This window comes from Microcystis aeruginosa FD4 (assembly GCF_009792235.1).
In the GTDB taxonomy this organism is placed as follows: Bacteria; Cyanobacteriota; Cyanobacteriia; order Cyanobacteriales; family Microcystaceae; genus Microcystis; species Microcystis viridis.
This window is the reverse complement of the sequence record NZ_CP046973.1, coordinates 3,179,898-3,195,205: the sequence shown is the minus strand read 5'-3', so window position 1 is coordinate 3,195,205 and position 15,308 is coordinate 3,179,898. Positions and strand designations below refer to the sequence as shown.

20 protein-coding genes and 3 pseudogenes are annotated in these 15,308 nt (G+C 41.4%); 16 read left to right on the top strand and 7 right to left on the bottom strand.

Annotated elements, in window-relative coordinates:
- Window positions 1-107: 107 nt before the first annotated feature.
- From GQR42_RS16140 to GQR42_RS16115, 6 genes are all read left to right on the top strand, one after another.
- Window positions 108-362, top strand: coding sequence for a hypothetical protein (locus tag GQR42_RS16140; RefSeq protein WP_158200730.1), 255 nt, complete (start codon window positions 108-110; stop codon window positions 360-362).
- On the top strand, window positions 363-698 hold the full coding sequence (locus tag GQR42_RS16135) for a type II toxin-antitoxin system PemK/MazF family toxin (protein WP_158200729.1): 336 nt from the start codon (window positions 363-365) through the stop codon (window positions 696-698).
- Window positions 699-1,219: 521 nt separating this feature from the next.
- A complete protein-coding gene (locus tag GQR42_RS16130; RefSeq protein ID WP_061432203.1) occupies window positions 1,220-1,474 on the top strand; it encodes a hypothetical protein in 255 nt (84 codons plus the stop codon).
- Entirely contained in the window at window positions 1,471-1,926 is a 456-nt protein-coding gene (locus GQR42_RS16125; protein WP_158200728.1) for a PIN domain-containing protein, read from the top strand. Before GQR42_RS16130 ends, GQR42_RS16125 begins: the two co-directional genes overlap by 4 nt.
- A gap of 165 nt (window positions 1,927-2,091) precedes the next feature.
- Window positions 2,092-2,385, top strand: a complete 294-nt coding sequence (locus GQR42_RS16120) for a nucleotidyltransferase family protein (RefSeq protein ID WP_158200727.1) — start codon at window positions 2,092-2,094, stop codon at window positions 2,383-2,385.
- Complete coding sequence (locus tag GQR42_RS16115) at window positions 2,382-2,726, top strand: HepT-like ribonuclease domain-containing protein (protein ID WP_158200726.1); 345 nt, start codon at window positions 2,382-2,384, stop codon at window positions 2,724-2,726. Before GQR42_RS16120 ends, GQR42_RS16115 begins: the two co-directional genes overlap by 4 nt.
- Before the next feature lie 108 nt (window positions 2,727-2,834).
- On the opposite strand, the gene GQR42_RS16110 is transcribed toward GQR42_RS16115, so the two are convergent.
- Together GQR42_RS16110 and GQR42_RS16105 are read right to left on the bottom strand one after the other, a co-directional pair.
- Entirely contained in the window at window positions 2,835-3,734 is a 900-nt protein-coding gene (locus GQR42_RS16110; RefSeq protein WP_158200725.1) for an amino acid ABC transporter substrate-binding protein, read from the bottom strand.
- Window positions 3,735-3,775: 41 nt separating this feature from the next.
- Complete coding sequence (locus GQR42_RS16105) at window positions 3,776-3,982, bottom strand: hypothetical protein (RefSeq protein ID WP_002732891.1); 207 nt, start codon at window positions 3,980-3,982, stop codon at window positions 3,776-3,778.
- A 157-nt stretch (window positions 3,983-4,139) separates the two neighbouring features.
- Between GQR42_RS16105 and GQR42_RS16100 the strand changes: the two genes are divergently transcribed.
- From GQR42_RS16100 to GQR42_RS16085, 4 genes and pseudogenes are all read left to right on the top strand, one after another.
- A complete protein-coding gene (locus GQR42_RS16100) occupies window positions 4,140-4,766 on the top strand; it encodes a TenA family protein (RefSeq protein WP_158200724.1) in 627 nt (208 codons plus the stop codon).
- 15 nt (window positions 4,767-4,781) lie between these two features.
- Window positions 4,782-5,189 carry a DUF2605 domain-containing protein gene (locus GQR42_RS16095; protein WP_158200723.1) on the top strand — a complete coding sequence of 136 codons (408 nt, stop codon included), beginning with the start codon at window positions 4,782-4,784 and terminating at the stop codon, window positions 5,187-5,189.
- A gap of 98 nt (window positions 5,190-5,287) precedes the next feature.
- Entirely contained in the window at window positions 5,288-5,593 is a 306-nt protein-coding gene (locus GQR42_RS16090; RefSeq protein ID WP_045362894.1) for a DUF2973 domain-containing protein, read from the top strand.
- 11 nt (window positions 5,594-5,604) lie between these two features.
- A pseudogene (locus GQR42_RS16085) lies at window positions 5,605-5,817 on the top strand (YqiA/YcfP family alpha/beta fold hydrolase); the annotation flags it as partial.
- Between the two features lie 76 nt (window positions 5,818-5,893).
- On the opposite strand, the gene tnpA reads toward GQR42_RS16085, so the two are convergent.
- A complete protein-coding gene (gene tnpA, locus GQR42_RS16080) occupies window positions 5,894-6,250 on the bottom strand; it encodes an IS200/IS605 family transposase (RefSeq protein ID WP_233271037.1) in 357 nt (118 codons plus the stop codon).
- Window positions 6,251-6,378: 128 nt separating this feature from the next.
- Between tnpA and GQR42_RS16075 the strand changes: the two genes are divergently transcribed.
- Window positions 6,379-7,560, top strand: coding sequence for an RNA-guided endonuclease InsQ/TnpB family protein (locus tag GQR42_RS16075; RefSeq protein WP_158200721.1), 1,182 nt, complete (start codon window positions 6,379-6,381; stop codon window positions 7,558-7,560).
- A 33-nt stretch (window positions 7,561-7,593) separates the two neighbouring features.
- Window positions 7,594-8,034: pseudogene (locus GQR42_RS16070) on the top strand (YqiA/YcfP family alpha/beta fold hydrolase); the annotation flags it as partial.
- A gap of 124 nt (window positions 8,035-8,158) precedes the next feature.
- Here GQR42_RS16070 and GQR42_RS16065 read toward each other — a convergent pair.
- Together GQR42_RS16065 and GQR42_RS16060 are read right to left on the bottom strand one after the other, a co-directional pair.
- Window positions 8,159-8,725, bottom strand: a complete 567-nt coding sequence (locus GQR42_RS16065) for a hypothetical protein (RefSeq protein WP_158200720.1) — start codon at window positions 8,723-8,725, stop codon at window positions 8,159-8,161.
- 429 nt (window positions 8,726-9,154) lie between these two features.
- Window positions 9,155-10,664 (bottom strand): annotated as a pseudogene (locus GQR42_RS16060) (hypothetical protein).
- Window positions 10,665-11,564: 900 nt separating this feature from the next.
- On the opposite strand from GQR42_RS16060, the gene GQR42_RS16055 reads away from it, so the two are divergent.
- Genes GQR42_RS16055 through GQR42_RS16040 form a run of 4 tightly spaced genes read left to right on the top strand, consistent with a single transcriptional unit; the run spans window position 11,565 to window position 12,590 of the window.
- Window positions 11,565-11,780: a hypothetical protein gene (locus GQR42_RS16055; RefSeq protein ID WP_158202494.1), complete on the top strand. Its 216-nt coding sequence runs from the start codon at window positions 11,565-11,567 to the stop codon at window positions 11,778-11,780.
- A 7-nt stretch (window positions 11,781-11,787) separates the two neighbouring features.
- Window positions 11,788-12,057, top strand: coding sequence for a type II toxin-antitoxin system RelE family toxin (locus GQR42_RS16050; RefSeq protein WP_158200719.1), 270 nt, complete (start codon window positions 11,788-11,790; stop codon window positions 12,055-12,057).
- 33 nt (window positions 12,058-12,090) lie between these two features.
- Complete coding sequence (locus GQR42_RS16045; protein ID WP_158200718.1) at window positions 12,091-12,309, top strand: DUF2281 domain-containing protein; 219 nt, start codon at window positions 12,091-12,093, stop codon at window positions 12,307-12,309.
- 23 nt (window positions 12,310-12,332) lie between these two features.
- On the top strand, window positions 12,333-12,590 hold the full coding sequence (locus tag GQR42_RS16040; protein WP_158200717.1) for a type II toxin-antitoxin system VapC family toxin: 258 nt from the start codon (window positions 12,333-12,335) through the stop codon (window positions 12,588-12,590).
- 346 nt (window positions 12,591-12,936) lie between these two features.
- On the opposite strand, the gene pta is transcribed toward GQR42_RS16040, so the two are convergent.
- The gene (gene pta / locus GQR42_RS16030; RefSeq protein WP_158200716.1) at window positions 12,937-15,033 is read right to left on the bottom strand and encodes a phosphate acetyltransferase; all 2,097 of its coding nucleotides are present in this window, start codon (window positions 15,031-15,033) and stop codon (window positions 12,937-12,939) included.
- Complete coding sequence (locus GQR42_RS16025; protein ID WP_158200715.1) at window positions 15,030-15,218, bottom strand: hypothetical protein; 189 nt, start codon at window positions 15,216-15,218, stop codon at window positions 15,030-15,032. The genes pta and GQR42_RS16025 overlap by 4 nt, the downstream gene beginning before the upstream one ends.
- Window positions 15,219-15,308 lie beyond the last annotated feature (90 nt).

Below are 15,308 nucleotides of genomic sequence, written 5' to 3'. Positions count from 1 at the left end.
TTGTCTATTGTTTATTGTCTATTATTTAATTGTTGCTAACTAATTGACAACAAGAGCGTTTTTTGTGGTAGAATAGTCGGCCTAGTGTAAATATAGTAAAAGTTGCAATGTCTATCACCCATATTAATAATCTTCAAGACCAGATTTTGCAAAGTATTAAGACTTTACCGCTAGAAAAACAGCAAAAAGTCCTTGAATTCGCCCAATCCTTACAAAGAAATTCACGTTTTCAGAAATGGGATAATATTTCAGATGCAGAAGCACAATCGTTACAAAATGAATTTGCTCAAGAGGATATTAGCTTTTCAGAAAGTATTTTACCCGATTATTTATCTCACCTTGAACAAGAGGATAAGAAATAAATGCGAGGCGATATTTATCTAGCTGATTTGAATCCGAGTCGTGGTTCAGAACAAGCTGGTATTCGACCTGTTATTATTGTCCAACATAACAATATCGAGCGCTTCACTAGCACTGTTGTTGTAATTCCATTAACCAGTAATTTACGTCGCGCACAAATCCCCGGAACAATGGTTATTCCCGCAGGACAAGGAGGCTTAAATCAGGAATCAGTAGCCTTATGTTATCAAATTGTTGTTATTGATAGACAACGACTTCAGCGACAGTTGGGGAAACTTTCTTCTAGTTATTTACAGCAATTGGAAGAAGCGATGCGATATACATTAGATCTAACATAAAACACTAATAGGAATGTTTAATTAGGGCTTGCTGAATAAATGTGAAATGTATGCAAAGTAAGGGTTTTGGGGTTTTACGAGCGAAACAGGTGCAAGATTTTGAGAGAATCGTGGTTCAAAACCTTGCATCTTCATCGGCCCGCGTCCTGTAGGGGCGAAGCATTCGGGCAATAACCTATCGGTGAAACCGTAGATTTTCTATCCGAATGCTTCGCCCGTACTTTTTGCTGCAAACCCTAATTAGTTGAATTTTCTTTATGGAAAACTTGAACTTTAAGTCTCCTGGTAATCAGTACAATCGGCGCAGCTTCAACCCTGAAGCGCAAACTAAAATCCTCTAAATCCGACAAAAACTAAACCACAAAAGTAGGCTAAATTGCCCACAAAATACGATAAATTCCCCTTCAATTAGTCAGTTGAGGGGGTTTTGTTTTTTTATATATCTTCCTCTTACACATTAGTCGCTCGAAAATGATAAGATAGATATAATAAACCAGATTGAGTCTGAGGAGAAATCAAAAATGCAATTTATTCAGACTAAAGCCAAAATCAAAGATGGACAATTAATTATCGAGCAACCCCATCAAGATTTGCCAACAGACACAGAGATTGAACTTGTTATTATTGTTCCCGATCAAAATGAACAAGTAGAATTTGAACAAGCTCGTACTAAGATGCAAGCTGCATTTAAAGAAGCAGGTATCGAAACTGATGAACAGATTTTAGAGCTTATTCGTAAAGTGAAGCAAGAACTATTTCAGGAGCGGTATGAATGAGGAGAATTTTTTTAGATACAAATATTTATATTATTGGTCAATTAAAACCCCTCTCACCACAAGAGCGAATTCTTACATGGTTAGGATATTATACCCCCAATAATCAATCTTCAATCAAAGTTATTATTTCGCAGGAACTCATTAACCAAATTTTACGAGTTGGCAAAAGACTTCAAGGTAAAGATTGGGCAGCCAAAATAGTAGATCAAATCTGGCAGAATATTAATTGCTTATTTATACCAGAAACGATTGAAATGAAAGCAGAAGCAAGTCAGATAATTGCAGAAAAATTATTGCCTTCTGAAGATGTTTTTATCTATCTAACTGCCAAATATGGTGCGGCAGAAATTTTTTTGTCTGAAAATCGAGAATTAATCAAAATTATTGCTGATTTTGATTGTTTAACATCAGAGGAATTTCTTGATAAATATCTGCGACAAATGCCCCCTTAATTCACTCACTTGAAGGGGTATTTTTGGCATAACTCTCTCAATTCCCATGATTTCAAGGAGTATGGTTTATCTTGGGAGCCGAAAGCTGCTACAATACAGATACAGGAAATAAAATTTTGATCAGTAGGGTGGAAGTCTTTTCCGTTATCTTAGAAGGTAAGCATCATGAAAAATTTAGAAGAAATTAAAGCGATTTTGGGTCAAGTTAAGTCCTTAGTAAAAGAAAAGTATCATGTCAGTGAATTAGGTATTTTTGGAGATTATGTAAAAGGAGAAGTGCAGGAAAATAGTGAAGTTAATATTCTGATAGATTATACAGAACCGCCTAGTTTACTAGATTTAGTAGATCTGGAATATTATTTAAGTGATTTACTTAAGGTAAAAGCGGATGTTATCAGTAAAAATGGCTTAAAAGGAAACAGGAGAGAAAGAATTTTATCGGAGGTTATTTATGTATGACGCAACGGGAATTTAGAGATTTCTTGCAAGACATTCTAGAGGCAATTTGTCAACTAGAAAAGATGACTCAGTATCTAAGCTTTGCAGAATTTTCAACTAAGATAGAAATCTTTCTTTCGGCAGTAAAATTAATTGAAATAATCGGGGAAGCCGTCAAAAATATTCCTGATGAAGTGAGAGTTAATTATCCCAATATTCCTTGGAAAAACATCGCAGGTATGCGGGATAAATTAGTTCATGAATATTGGGCAATTGATGAAAAAGTCGTCTGGAAAGTGATTCAAAACAATCTCCCCCAGCTAAAGAGAATCATTATCAGTATCATTGAGAAATTACAATAAATTTTCCTTCCTCCTTTAAAAACCCACTTCCCCACTTCCTACTTCCCCATTCATAATTCCCACTTGCAAGAGTGCCTTTTTGAACCTTTCCCTAAAAAGGTCTTGATTTTAGGGAAATACAGTTAAAGGAATCCATTCGTAGGTGTTGACAATGCCTTGAAAATAATCATTAATAGTCTCTCTGGAATAGGGAACAACACCATCTTCACCAAACCAACGTTCATAAATTGTCACCGCTTGTTGTTGGTCACTAACGATCCCTTCCATGAATTTTAATAGCGTATAATTCACTGTATCGCGCCATTTAGAATCATTTTCAGGTAAAGTACAGGCATAGGATTCGTAGGCGTAGGGATAGGAGGGAACTATAGCTAAATTATTAGGATTTTTAGCACTTTTTCTTAAACCTTCTAGGGTAATGCCATCACTGGCAAAACCATCAATTTCTCCCGTTTCTAGTTTTTGTAAACCCTCGCCACGATTTTTAACTTTGACCAAAATAGCGGCGGGTTGTTGGTTTTTAATTACTGCTTCATTAGTAGTATTGGCAATTACTCCAATGCGTCTGCCTGCCAGGCTACCGATGTCATCGAGATTACTACCTTTGCGGGTGAGTAATTGAGTGCCACTGGCAAAATAACTAACGGAAAAATCCACTTCATTTTCTCTTTTCCAAGTAAAAGTAGTGGAGCCACATTCGATATCGATAACCCCTGTTTTCAACTTTTCAAAACGATTTTGGGGAGTAATCTCAACAATTTTTAACTTAATTGGTTTTCCTAACTTCCGTTCGGTTTCCTTGCGAATTAACTCTAACATATCAAGGCTGTAACCCACCCACTTGCCCTGGGAGTTGACAAAACCAAAGGGAATAGCATCTTTACGAGCGCCGGCAGTAATTACCCCAGTTTTTTGAATGCGATCGAAGATTGCTCCCGCAAGGCTAGAATGGTTACTGGTGACGGTTAAAGCTACTGTCATCGTCATGACGGCAAGTGTACGCTTCATTTTTTTCCCTAATCTGAAAGTGGCTCAAGTCTCCGACTGTTTTAGGAGACCGAGAGTTTCCCCGAGGAAGATTTTTTAGCGGCGATTGCTGGGGACAAAAAAAGAGGAGAGATGTTACTCTCTCCCCCTTTCAGTTTTTTCGACAACATTTTAAATTGTTTTTTCAGTTGTCGCTGTCGGGCCGAACCGCCCTTGCCTTTGTCGTTACGTCCCTGCCGGCGGGGGGACTCCCATCGCTTAAGTCGCATAGTTTTTAATTCCAATTTAGTCAGTTATCTTTATTGTAACAGGCTTAACGTCAGTTTGGGTTAAGGAAATGAAACTGTGACCACTCAGGCTCTCTGTCACCCTGTGAGATGCCCAACTCTAGTTAACCAACCTTGTCCACCTAATTAGTATTTTCCCATGCTTAGTCAGCAACTTTGGCACAGCCATCAAGATCTAGTGCAAGCTTGTCTAGAACACCCTTTTGTGCGAGGTATCGCCACAGGAGAGCTTAAACGAGACTGTTTCGCTTTCTATGTCGGTCAGGATGCTTTTTTTCTGGAATCTTTCGCCCGTGCTTATAGTATCGCCGCCGCTAAAGCTCCCGATTGGCAGGGATTCACTAGCTTTCATCGGTTAGCCGCAGGGGTATTACAGGAATTAGAATTACACGAAAATTACGCTTTCCAGTGGGGGGTTGACCTGAGAAAGGTTCAGCCCGCTAACGCCACCCGTCGCTATACGGATTTTCTTCTCGCTACCGCTTGGATGGGTGACATCGGTGCGATTGCAGTGGCGATGAGTCCCTGTATGAGTCTTTATGCCTATCTGGGTCAACAATTAGCCTTAGAGCCGATTTCTGAGAATCCCTATCAAGCTTGGATTGATAGTTATAGTGGGGATGAATTCGCCGCTTTAGCAAGCCAGTTAGAGGAATTAGCCGATAAATACGCCCCGATGACGGAAAATATCTCTTTATCCTATCGTTATGCCCTTAGTTGTGAACAGGACTTCTTTAGTGCCGCCTACAGCCGGGGCAAATCTTAAAATTTTCCCGTCACAATGTTAAGAAATATAAATGACGCTAAGATTAAGGTAAGCAAAATCGTCATTATAAGAATAATGTTTCCTTCGCAACCCACCGAAAACGAACTCCTGAAAACTATCCTGGAACCTCTACTAGAGGATTTCACCCATTGGTTTTCCCGTTCCCGTCTCCTCCTCGAATCCGAGAGATTATCCTTTCTCAGCCTCGAGGAACAAAACGATTTATTAGCAAGAGTCAAAAACGCCCAACAGGAGGTGGCCACGGCTCATTTACTCTTTAAAACCACAGGTGGTCAGGTGGGTATCGAGGCCAAGATGTTGTTGCCTTGGCATCAGTTGGTGGCAGAGTGTTGGGGTGTCAGCAGTCGTCGTCGTCGATTACAGGGTTGGGGAGAACATCAATCTCCTCAAACTGACGCTTAACCTGAAACTTTTTGGTAAGCTAGAGAGTTGAGCGAATTTTTAGCATAAAGTTTTGGCAATTAGGAATATTCACACATAATTCATGGGAGACTTGGCCAATGTTACATCTGCTCTATATCCTCGCCTTCACAGTTATCGCTTTTTTGACCATTAATAATTTAATTCGGAGTCTGATTACTGTCAGCATGGATTCCCAGAAACGTCCTGCTAAATCGGCTAATTCCTATAATCCCTACGGTTATCCCATGACTTCCCATCCGGAACTTTTGGACGAGGCCGGACAGCTGATTAATGAACCTCTGTTAGTGATTCGTTCTCTCACTGTCGAAGATGCTCGTCAGCAGTTAGATGCCATTTATAATTCTTCTCCCAGTGCTACCAAAGAGCAAGACGAAGAAATCTAATTGGTTCTAGAATGGCAGTCCTTGAAAACAGATATATTTATCTACACGGTTTTGCTTCTGGCCCCCAATCAACAAAAGCGCAATTTTTGGCACATTGTTGGCAAAATAGGGGTTTAGCACTGGAAATTCCCGATCTTAACGGTGATGACTTTTCTAGCTTAACTCTCACTCGTCAGATTGTTCAAATCGGCCAATTGATTGAACAATCTCAGCTTCCCGTTACCCAAAATGTCGGCTTGAAGGCTCTCGGTTTTACCTCGGAGATGAAAGGTTCCGCCAGTATAGAACGGCGAAGCACGATTAATATTCTGGGGAGTCTTGGCTCTCCACATATTTTTTAAGTTGATCTATCGTAACGCCACCACAACTAGCCACAAAGTAAGCTCCTGTCCATAATACTCTCTTGTCTTTCCAGTAAATCTTCTTTAAATGGTCACTGTAGTTATCCCACAAAAGCTTGCTTGAAGTAGATTTCAAATTAGCAATTAACCCGCTTAGTAATTTATGGGGGGGATAAGTTAAAAGAATGTGAACATGGTCAGACTCACCGCTAAACTCTACGATACTGGCATCCCATTTATCAGCAATAGACTTAAAAGCCTCATTTAAGAACTCTAAATGTTCTTTCTTGAATACTTTTCTCCGATATTTAGTCACCAACACTATATGAACAGTAAGATTAAACGTAGCCCTGCGGGTCTTAAAGTAATTGGGTTCCATACCTATTGACAACTTGTACGGTGAGATGATATAGTGATAACATAACACATTGAGAGGTCGGGTCAATGCGAGTCATAGAGTTTAAGGTTAAAGCTACACAACAACAACAAATGGCTATCTTAGAAGCTATTAGAATAGGACAGTTCATTCGGAATAAGTGCATTAGACTCTGGATGGATTCTCACAGAGAAGATAAGGTAAATTATGCTTCTTTTTGCAAATTTGTAACAACGTTGAGTAATGATTCAGACACTCCGTTTGTAGGTAAACTTAACTCTATGGCTCGTCAAGCTAGTGCTGAAAGAGCTTGGTTTGCTATATCCCGTTTTTATGACAATTGTAAGAAAGGTTTAGCTCAAAAAGGCTACCCTAAATTCAAGAAGTTCTCAAGGTCTGTGGAGTATAAAACTTCTGGCTGGAAACTATCAGAAGATAAAAAGTCTATCCACATAACAGATAAAACTGGAATTGGTAAGTTAAAGCTAGTTGGCTCTTATAATCGTCAAATTTTAGATAAGTCGCTAATTAAAAGAGTTAGGCCCCTTAAAAGGGCTGACGGATTTTATTGTCAATTTGTTCTAGACCTTGAGCGAGTAGAACCCCTTGATTCTACAGGAAAGGAAATAGGAATTGATGTTGGCTTAAACCATTTCTTGACTGACTCCAATGGGGAAAAAGTAAATAACCCTCGATTCCTTCGTCAAGCAGAGAAGCGTTTAAAGAAAGCCCAACGTAGGCTATCTAAGAAGAAAAAAGGAAGCAACAAGCGTCAAAAGCAGAAGTCAAAAGTAGCCCGCCTTCATTTAAAAGTCTCTAGACAACGTAAAGATTTTGTTGTTAAGACAGCAAAAGCGTTAATCCAATCTAACGATTTGGTAGTCTATGAAGATTTGAAGGTTTCTAATATGGTGAAAAATAGAAAGCTTGCTAAGTCTATTAGTGATGCAAGTTGGTCTATGTTCACCAATTGGTTGGACTACTTTGGACAAATACACGGGAAGTTCGTTATAGCGGTCAATCCACAATATACAAGTCAAGAATGTTCTAATTGTGGTTCCATTGTCAAGAAAACATTGTCTGTTAGAACTCATATTTGTTCTTGTGGCTGTGTTCTAGACAGAGATGAAAACGCCGCTATCAACATACTTCAGAGAGCAAATACTGTCGGGCGGACAGAAATTCAAGCCCTCGGACAGACTACCCTCTGTCTATTAGGTGAAAGCCTAATAGATAAGGTAACTGGATGAACAGGGAATCCCTCGCTTGAGTGCGATGGGAGCGTCAATCTGATTGGTTCCAGTTTTGGCGGTTTAACGGCAGCTTGGCTGGCAGAAACTTATTTTCAGGTGCAAAGGCTAATTTTATTAGCTCCCGCTTTTAATTTCGGGCCCATTTGGTTGGGACAATTGGGAGCAGAAACCCTAGCCAATTGGCAAAAATCTGGGAGTTTATCGGTTTATCACTACGGTTATCGTCGTTATCTGCCAATTTATTCCAAATTTATTGAGGATTTAGCTAATTATCCCCAAGAAAAGTTAATCAGGCAGCTCCCCACCCTGATTATTCATGGTCGTGCCGATGAGGTGATTCCCCTGGAAAATAGTCGCCATTATCGCATAAATCGTCCCTGGGTAAAATTAATCGAATTAGATAGCGATCATGCCCTTACCGGTGTTTTGACGAGAATTTGGACTGAAATACAATTATTTCTCAATTTTTGATTAAATAAAAACCCCCCTTCGATCGAAAAAAGAGGGGTACATTTAGTGCATTTGTATCAAATTTTGAGAGGATTTTTCAGCTTCTCAGTCTAAAGACAAGAGATTTTCTGCTGATGTCTTCCCACTACCAAAGTCCGCGGATAGGAGATACACTAGGCTCGGTAGCGGGTTGAGGAGCAACTTCAGTAAAGGTTCTAGTTTCCGGGGGTAAAGCGGGAAGTCCCCAAGCGGGTTCTTTTTGGTTAAGTTCTCTTAAAAGTTGCGAGCGATTGCTGCTGGTAGCGGTTTCCGATCTTAGTTTCAAGCGGGAAACCCAATAGGGACGAGCTTTACCCACATAAACTAATTTGCCATCTACCACTTGCAATAGTACATCGTCGCCACCCGTGGCATCCCCAGTAATACGAGCGGTGGTTCCGTCAGCAAAGTCGCCACTGAAAATTTCTTTGCCATCCACTGTTACAGGTCTGATCAATTGGATGGACATAATGCCACCCACGGTTCCCCGAACGCGACCTAGTATATAGTCACCGGGGTTGAGTTGCGGTTCACCTCTGTAGGTGTTATGGCCGCGCAGTTGACTGATCAGGATTTCGTTATTTTCCGGTCCTGCTTGTGCGGGTACAGCGCCAACGGTAGTCAGGGCAACTAAACCGGCAAAACCAGCGACAAGGGAAATTTTGTTAAACACAATTACCTCAAGCAAAAAGTTAGTAAATTACCTAGAGACGTTCTAGATTATAACTTAGTTCCTAATTTTGTCTATATTACGAAATATTTGTTTAATAATTCCTCGATCGAGCGGTTGGGGATTTCAGTTATCAGTTATCAGATTGCAGTTTTAAGTGGACAGTGTTAGGTGAAAACTTTGGGGTCTTCTGGACATCAGGTGAAAAATGTTCACTATGTTACATAATGGGCGCAAACCTTGCGCCCCTACAGCCGGCACGATATTAATGGTAGGGACATAAGGCTGATGCCCTTTTTTCGATAAGATAAGCTTATCACTTTAACTCCAATAGAAGCAAACTTGGGAACTTTCTTTTCACTGATTACTGTTTACTGTTCACTGCTCACTGAAAAATACCCACTTCCCCTAAAAACCGGATGAAGCTAGGCTTTAAGATCGATCGATATTGGTGAATAATTCAGGCTCGAGGGTGGGTAGTTCGATATCTTTGGCTGCTGGGGGAGAGGCCAACTGGAAGCGGTTTAAGGTTTGTTGAATGCGATCAAAAATGGTGATTTTTTGCTCGCTATTGTTCTGGGGTTCGGGAATAGGTTCCACTTCTACCCAAGGCTGAGTCCCAGGGGCCGGTTCGTTAATCTCCTTTGTCTGTGGTATGGTGGCTAGGGGAGATTCGATCGCTTCAGGCGTTTCCTCTAGCTTTTCGATTGTTTCTGTCTCTACTGGTTTTTCTTCCACTATTGGGCTTTCTGGCTCAATAACAGGGCTTTCTGGCTCAATAACAGGGTTTTCCTCCACTATTGGGGTTTCTTCTTCCTCAATAACGGGGGTTTCCTCAACTATGGGGCTTTCTGGCTCAATAACAGGGTTTTCCTCAACTATAGGGGTTTTTTCCTCCTCAACTATAGGGGTTTCCTCAACTATGGGAGTTTTTTCCTCCTCAATAACAGGGGTTTCTTCCTCAATAACGGGGGTTTCTTCCTCTAGACTGGGAATAGTTTGATAGTTGGGATCAACGATGCTACGGGCAGTTATAGGGGATAAATCGCCGCGGACTAATTGACTGAGGCCGTCTTGGTAAGAGGGATCAAAGCTAATCACGCGCACGCTGGTATTAAACTCGTTTTCGACTTTATTTCCCTTACCATCGATGAATTCTAGTTGTACCCAGTTATTGCCCTTGTCAAAACCCTTGAGATAGATTGGTTCCCAAGTATCAAGCAGAAAACTTTCACCGTTGACAGTGACACGAATGCGCCAATCTTGAAGATTATTATCCCCGTTGGCAGTATTGGACAGACGTAGAGGAGCATTACTCAGATAAAAATCGAGCAGGAATCGGTTCTGCACCGTAGATTCCTTGCGGACGACTGTAGGTTAGTAGGGGTAAGTTGTTATCAGGGGCATTTTTGCCTGTTTTTGTCAGAATATGAAAGGTTGTTTCAGCGAAGGCCCCATCATTTTTAAAACTTTCCTGCCAAGGCCGCAGGGCCAAGACGCGGAGGGTGTGAGTACCGGGGGCAAGATTTTCTAGGATAATCGGTTGCTTGAGGTCGTAGATAGCCGCTACCGGTTCATTATCGACAATTAGGCTCAAGTGGGGTCCTAATTTCAGGGTATCGTCTTGGAAAATTGGCAGCTCCGACACTTGTAGTTTAACTGTCACCTGAGTATCATCGAAAACTTGTTCGGCCAGAGGACTGAGAATCGTTACTTGGGGAGCATAACGATCTAAACTGGGGCGCAGTTCCTGAATTAGGGCCGGGGGGGCAACCTCAGAAATGCGGCCTTGGACGACGGGAAGATGAGGGGTTTCGGAAGTGGGGAGATTGGTGGCCGTTAGGCGATCGCCACAGGCGTTTAACAGGGTGGTCAGTAAACCAATCACAAGACATATATGAACGGTTTTGACTGGGATTAATTTGTGTAGTAGGGATAGCACGTTCCTCCTAGAGCCAAGGCCAAAATCACTTTACTAAATTGTCCGTCAAAAGCTGATACAAAAGCCTAGTTTCGCAAAATAGCAAGCGACAGAGACCTAAATGATCAATGATAAATGGGGAGCATCTCACCTTTGCAATAAGTAGGGTTTGCGGCAAAAAGTTTGTTGGTGGGGTTAGGAGTCGGTCGTCTCCGAGTCGGTCGTCTCCGAGTCGGTCGTTTCAGGCTTTGTTGCCCTGCTTTTTGTACCAGTTTATCTACTACAGAAAGAATAATGCCAGGTTTTTGAATGTCCCAATCCTATATTCGCAGCATGAACATCGGATTTTAACAGGTCAAAAGCCTTATTTTAAAAGGGTTTTACCATTATTCAGCCAGCCCTAAGTAGAAATGCTTAATGAGATCAATAAAAAAGTTAAAAAAGGCAACCATTTAGATAAGTAGGGAGGCACAATTATTTGTAGGATGGGTTAGCGCACTTCGTAACATAATCGGGCGTTGGGTTTCATGCTTCAACCCAACCTACGTTCTAACTGTACTGGCGGCTACAACAGCAGAGAGGATATCGCGTTTTTCAGTCTGCTGAGGTACAAAAGTTATGGGTTTTAGGCAAAAGGCAAGAGGCAAAAGGGAAGAAAAATAGGTGTACCTCACTAGCTTAGGAAACGCTATATTCATTGGCAATTTTGGATAAATTTGACCAAAAAGACTATCACCCCCCGATTTTGTCAAGTATCGCTGTTTTTTCGATTTTATAGGGTTTTATCTATGTTTTTCGTCAATTCTTCTGGGATGAGGTGGGAGTGAGTAGCGAGAAAACGGGTTTCTTTGAGAAACCCGTTTTCTAATGTAATCGCGTAGTGCTATATCATAGACTTATCAAACTTGACAAGTCTTGTCTATGCTTTCAATAGAATACCTAACTGACCAAAACGGACAAACCAAAGCCGTTGTTATTCCGATTGAACTATGGAGACAAGTATTTCCCCAAGAAGATATGTCTTGTGAAGAGTTCACCGAAGCAATAGAAGACTACTGCCTTAACCAAGCCATGGATGAGGCACAGCAGAGTCCACTATTAGCTATCGAAGAGGCACTGGCTTATTTAGAAGAATAGATTTACCTTGAAGGTTCAATATCGAAAAAGATTTCTCAAAGATTTGAAGGCATTGAAAAACCAGCCTGTTTATGAAAAAATTTTACAGCTTGCTTTTAGAGATTTACCCAATGCCAAGTCATTGCAGGATATTGGTAATGTCAAGCCAATGAAGGGAGCTACCAATCGCTACCGAATACGCCTTGGTGAATATCGATTAGGAATAGCAGTTGTTGATAATAACATTGAGGTAATGCGGCTCCTACACCGACGTGAATTTTATCGCTACTTTCCCTAAATATTCATTAATTTAACTAAAAGTGAGCCATTATTGAGTATAGATTCAGCCCTTAAGAATATAGTTGAGAATATGCCCGATGCTCTCAAAACTGAACTTTTACATTATGCCGAATATTTGATCACTAAGTCTGACCAAACAGAAGAAGATAAACAAGCAGCAAAAGAATCTGTAACTGTTAAAAGAACTTTAGCTGGTTCAATGAAAGGAACTTTCGTTTTACCTTTAGCTAATGACTTTGATGCTCCCTGAGAAGACTTTGAGGACTATAGGTAATGAAGAGTGCTTTAATAGATACTCATGTCTTTATCTGGTTAGCTGAGGATGACCCGATTTTGCCTGTTTCGCTGCGAGATAGTCTTGAAAATACCGATAATGTTTTTGTAAGTATTGCTAGTTTTTGGGAAATATCGATCAAGGTAAAAATTGGTAAACTCTCTCTCTGTTCTGACTTTGAGAATCTTGACACTCGTTTCGCAGCAACAAGATTTAAGTTATTACCTATCCTATTCGTGACTTTCTCTCACATATAGGTAAGCAGCAGCAGTTATTAAAAGAGGGCGAAGGCAATTCGCCCCTACAATAATATTATTGCGCCAATGGTAGGGGCGCACCGTGGTCAGTGAGTTGATCGAACTGCGTGCGCCCAAAATGTAATATAGATATTGCGACCAAATTGAGATGCACCCGATAGGATTTTGGTAGCTCAGGCTATAAATAACTCGCTGATTTTGGTGAGTCGAGATAATATTCTTGATAGTTATCCTATCCAACGCTTATGGGTATAAATCACAGATTGAGATTGAGCAGATCAATGCCAGAGTTCCTACGGGTTTTATCGGTCTAGAATGTATCGGACTGATCTGAAATGACTATAAATCAAAAAGATTGGGATTGAATTGCTGTGATTACCACCGTATTGATAATATCGGGAACGGTACAACCGCGACTGAGATCATTGACAGGTTTTTTTAATCCCTGTAGGATTGGACCAATCGCTAAAGCTTTCGTTTCCCGCTGCACGGCTTTATAGGTATTATTACCTGTATTCAGGTCAGGAAAAATAAACACCGTCGCTTGGCCCGCCACCTCTGACCCGGGCATTTTTTGGGCGGCTACTTCCTTATCTACTGCCGCATCGTACTGAATTGGCCCTTCTAGCTTCAAATCGGGGCGTTTTTCCCTAGCGATTTTGGTCGCTTGTCGTACTTTTTCCACGTCTTCTCCCTGGCCCGATTGACCCGAAGAATAGGAAAGCAGGGCGATTCGCGGTTCAATTCCGAATTTTTGGGCGGTTTCGGCAGAAGATAGGGCGATTTCGGCTAATTCCTCGGCACTGGGGTCGGGATTCACCGCACAATCCCCATAGACCAAGACTCGATCCTCTAAACACATAAAAAAGACCGAGGAGACGATCGCACAATCGGGCTTAGTTTTGATAATCTGGAGTGCAGGCCTAATCGTGTGTTGAGTGGTATGCACTGCCCCCGATACCATACCATCAGCATCGCCTTGATACACCATTAAAGTGCCAAAATAGGAGACATCCTCTGCATAATCCCGGGCCAGATCGAGATTCATTCCCTTGGCTTTTCTCGCTTCGTAGAGGGTCTGCACATAGCTTTCAAAATGGGGACTAGCCACGGGGTTAATAATTTGCAGGCGATCGAGATCGAGAGTGATACCATGTTTTTTAATCACCATTGCGATCTCGTCCGGTTGTCCCAAGAGGGTTAAATCGACGATATCCTGTTCGATTAAAACTGTGGCTGCCTGGAGGATGCGCGGTTCAGTCCCCTCGGCCAAAACGATGTGACGTTTTTGCGCTTTGGCCTGTTGTACGAGATTATAGGTGAACATCTTCGGGGTAATCCCCTGGGTCCGCAAAGTGCGAATTTGCGCTTCTAGGCGATCGAGATTGATGTTATTGTGAAAAAGCTGCAGACTGAGGTTAATTTTATCGTAGTCCGTCGAGGTCAGGGTAGTCCGCACATCGTGGATGCGTTCGGCCGTGGTGTAGGTATCGGTGGTGACGGAGAGAATCGGTAAGGGATCGGGCAAACCTTCAATTAAACGGGCGATCGAAGGATTGAGAATATGACCTGCTGTTAAGACTATACCGGCTAATTGGGGATAATTGGCCGATTCGTGGGCCTGTAACATCCCGATAATCACATCGCCGCGATCCCAAGGGGTGATAATTAAGCTATCTTCCTTTATCCGCTCTAGGGCATTTTGCATCTGCATGGCCACCACCAGAAAGTTACTGGCTAAACTATCTAATCTCTGCTGTCCGTAGAGAACTTTTGCCTCTAATTGTTGGGCGATTTCTGCCACTCGCGGGCTGCTAAGTTTAGCATTGTGGGGAATCACTCCTAGGGCATATTCTTGGGGGGGGAAAATTCTAGTGAGGGTTTTCCGTAATTCGTCTATTTTTTCCTCTTCAGCTTGATTGATAATAATCCCAATCACCGTACAAGCTTTATCTTGGTAGGTGTCGCAGGAAATCAGTATCGGACTAAGGGCATCTTCGATACTGCGATGGTAGGCATTACCTAATATTAAGATGGGATGGCCGAGATTTTTGGCGATTTCTGTATTTAGTTCAAATTCAAAGGCGGAATTTTCTTGCAGATAATCGGAACCTTCACAGAGGATAAAATCATATTTTTTTTCTAAGTTTTTAAACTTTTTGATGATTTTTTCGATGATTTCATCAAATTTTTGTTGTACCAATAAATCCTTCACTTCGTCGTAACATAAACCGAAGGCCTCTTCGTAGGTTTGTTCTAATTTAAAATAATTGAGGATTAAGTCAATGTCTTCGTCTCGATGACCTTGGGAACAGTCGAGAACAATTGGCTGGAAAAAAGCAACTTTATTAGTTTTGCGGAGAATTAAGTCGATAATTCCTAAAGCTACTAACGCTTTACCGCTTCCCGTTGCCGTCGTGCTGATATATAAAGAGTTAGTCATGGGTAGAGAAGAATAATAACGAGGGTGGGATTTAATTGGCCTACCCCAACCTTGAGGTGGGCTTTTTCAGCTAAATCAGGATAATTTTGGTGAATCTGTTGATGGCAATAATTAACTTTTAGTTGTTGATCAAGGGTTGTAAATTCTGCGATTAAGTTGTCTATAAGGGCTTGAACTGTTGGCAATTTTTCAAGTAAACTCTCTTTATTTGTTTGCTCATCCAGAGATTTTTGTCAAACAGCGATCGCTGTTTGAATATCTACTAGAGACTGATC

What these genes read in the sequence shown, in the direction of transcription:
- GQR42_RS16140 (WP_158200730.1), top strand. Translation starts at nt 108, where the DNA reads ATGTCTATCACCCATATTAATAATCTTCAAGACCAGATTTTGCAAAGT.
- GQR42_RS16135 (WP_158200729.1), top strand. Translation starts at nt 363, where the DNA reads ATGCGAGGCGATATTTATCTAGCTGATTTGAATCCGAGTCGTGGTTCA.
- GQR42_RS16130 (WP_061432203.1), top strand. Translation starts at nt 1,220, where the DNA reads ATGCAATTTATTCAGACTAAAGCCAAAATCAAAGATGGACAATTAATT.
- GQR42_RS16125 (WP_158200728.1), top strand. Translation starts at nt 1,471, where the DNA reads ATGAGGAGAATTTTTTTAGATACAAATATTTATATTATTGGTCAATTA.
- GQR42_RS16120 (WP_158200727.1), top strand. Translation starts at nt 2,092, where the DNA reads ATGAAAAATTTAGAAGAAATTAAAGCGATTTTGGGTCAAGTTAAGTCC.
- GQR42_RS16115 (WP_158200726.1), top strand. Translation starts at nt 2,382, where the DNA reads ATGACGCAACGGGAATTTAGAGATTTCTTGCAAGACATTCTAGAGGCA.
- GQR42_RS16110 (WP_158200725.1), bottom strand. Translation starts at nt 3,734, where the DNA reads ATGAAGCGTACACTTGCCGTCATGACGATGACAGTAGCTTTAACCGTC.
- GQR42_RS16105 (WP_002732891.1), bottom strand. Translation starts at nt 3,982, where the DNA reads ATGCGACTTAAGCGATGGGAGTCCCCCCGCCGGCAGGGACGTAACGAC.
- GQR42_RS16100 (WP_158200724.1), top strand. Translation starts at nt 4,140, where the DNA reads ATGCTTAGTCAGCAACTTTGGCACAGCCATCAAGATCTAGTGCAAGCT.
- GQR42_RS16095 (WP_158200723.1), top strand. Translation starts at nt 4,782, where the DNA reads ATGTTAAGAAATATAAATGACGCTAAGATTAAGGTAAGCAAAATCGTC.
- GQR42_RS16090 (WP_045362894.1), top strand. Translation starts at nt 5,288, where the DNA reads ATGTTACATCTGCTCTATATCCTCGCCTTCACAGTTATCGCTTTTTTG.
- GQR42_RS16075 (WP_158200721.1), top strand. Translation starts at nt 6,379, where the DNA reads ATGCGAGTCATAGAGTTTAAGGTTAAAGCTACACAACAACAACAAATG.
- GQR42_RS16055 (WP_158202494.1), top strand. Translation starts at nt 11,565, where the DNA reads ATGCTTTCAATAGAATACCTAACTGACCAAAACGGACAAACCAAAGCC.
- GQR42_RS16040 (WP_158200717.1), top strand. Translation starts at nt 12,333, where the DNA reads ATGAAGAGTGCTTTAATAGATACTCATGTCTTTATCTGGTTAGCTGAG.
- pta (WP_158200716.1), bottom strand. Translation starts at nt 15,033, where the DNA reads ATGACTAACTCTTTATATATCAGCACGACGGCAACGGGAAGCGGTAAA.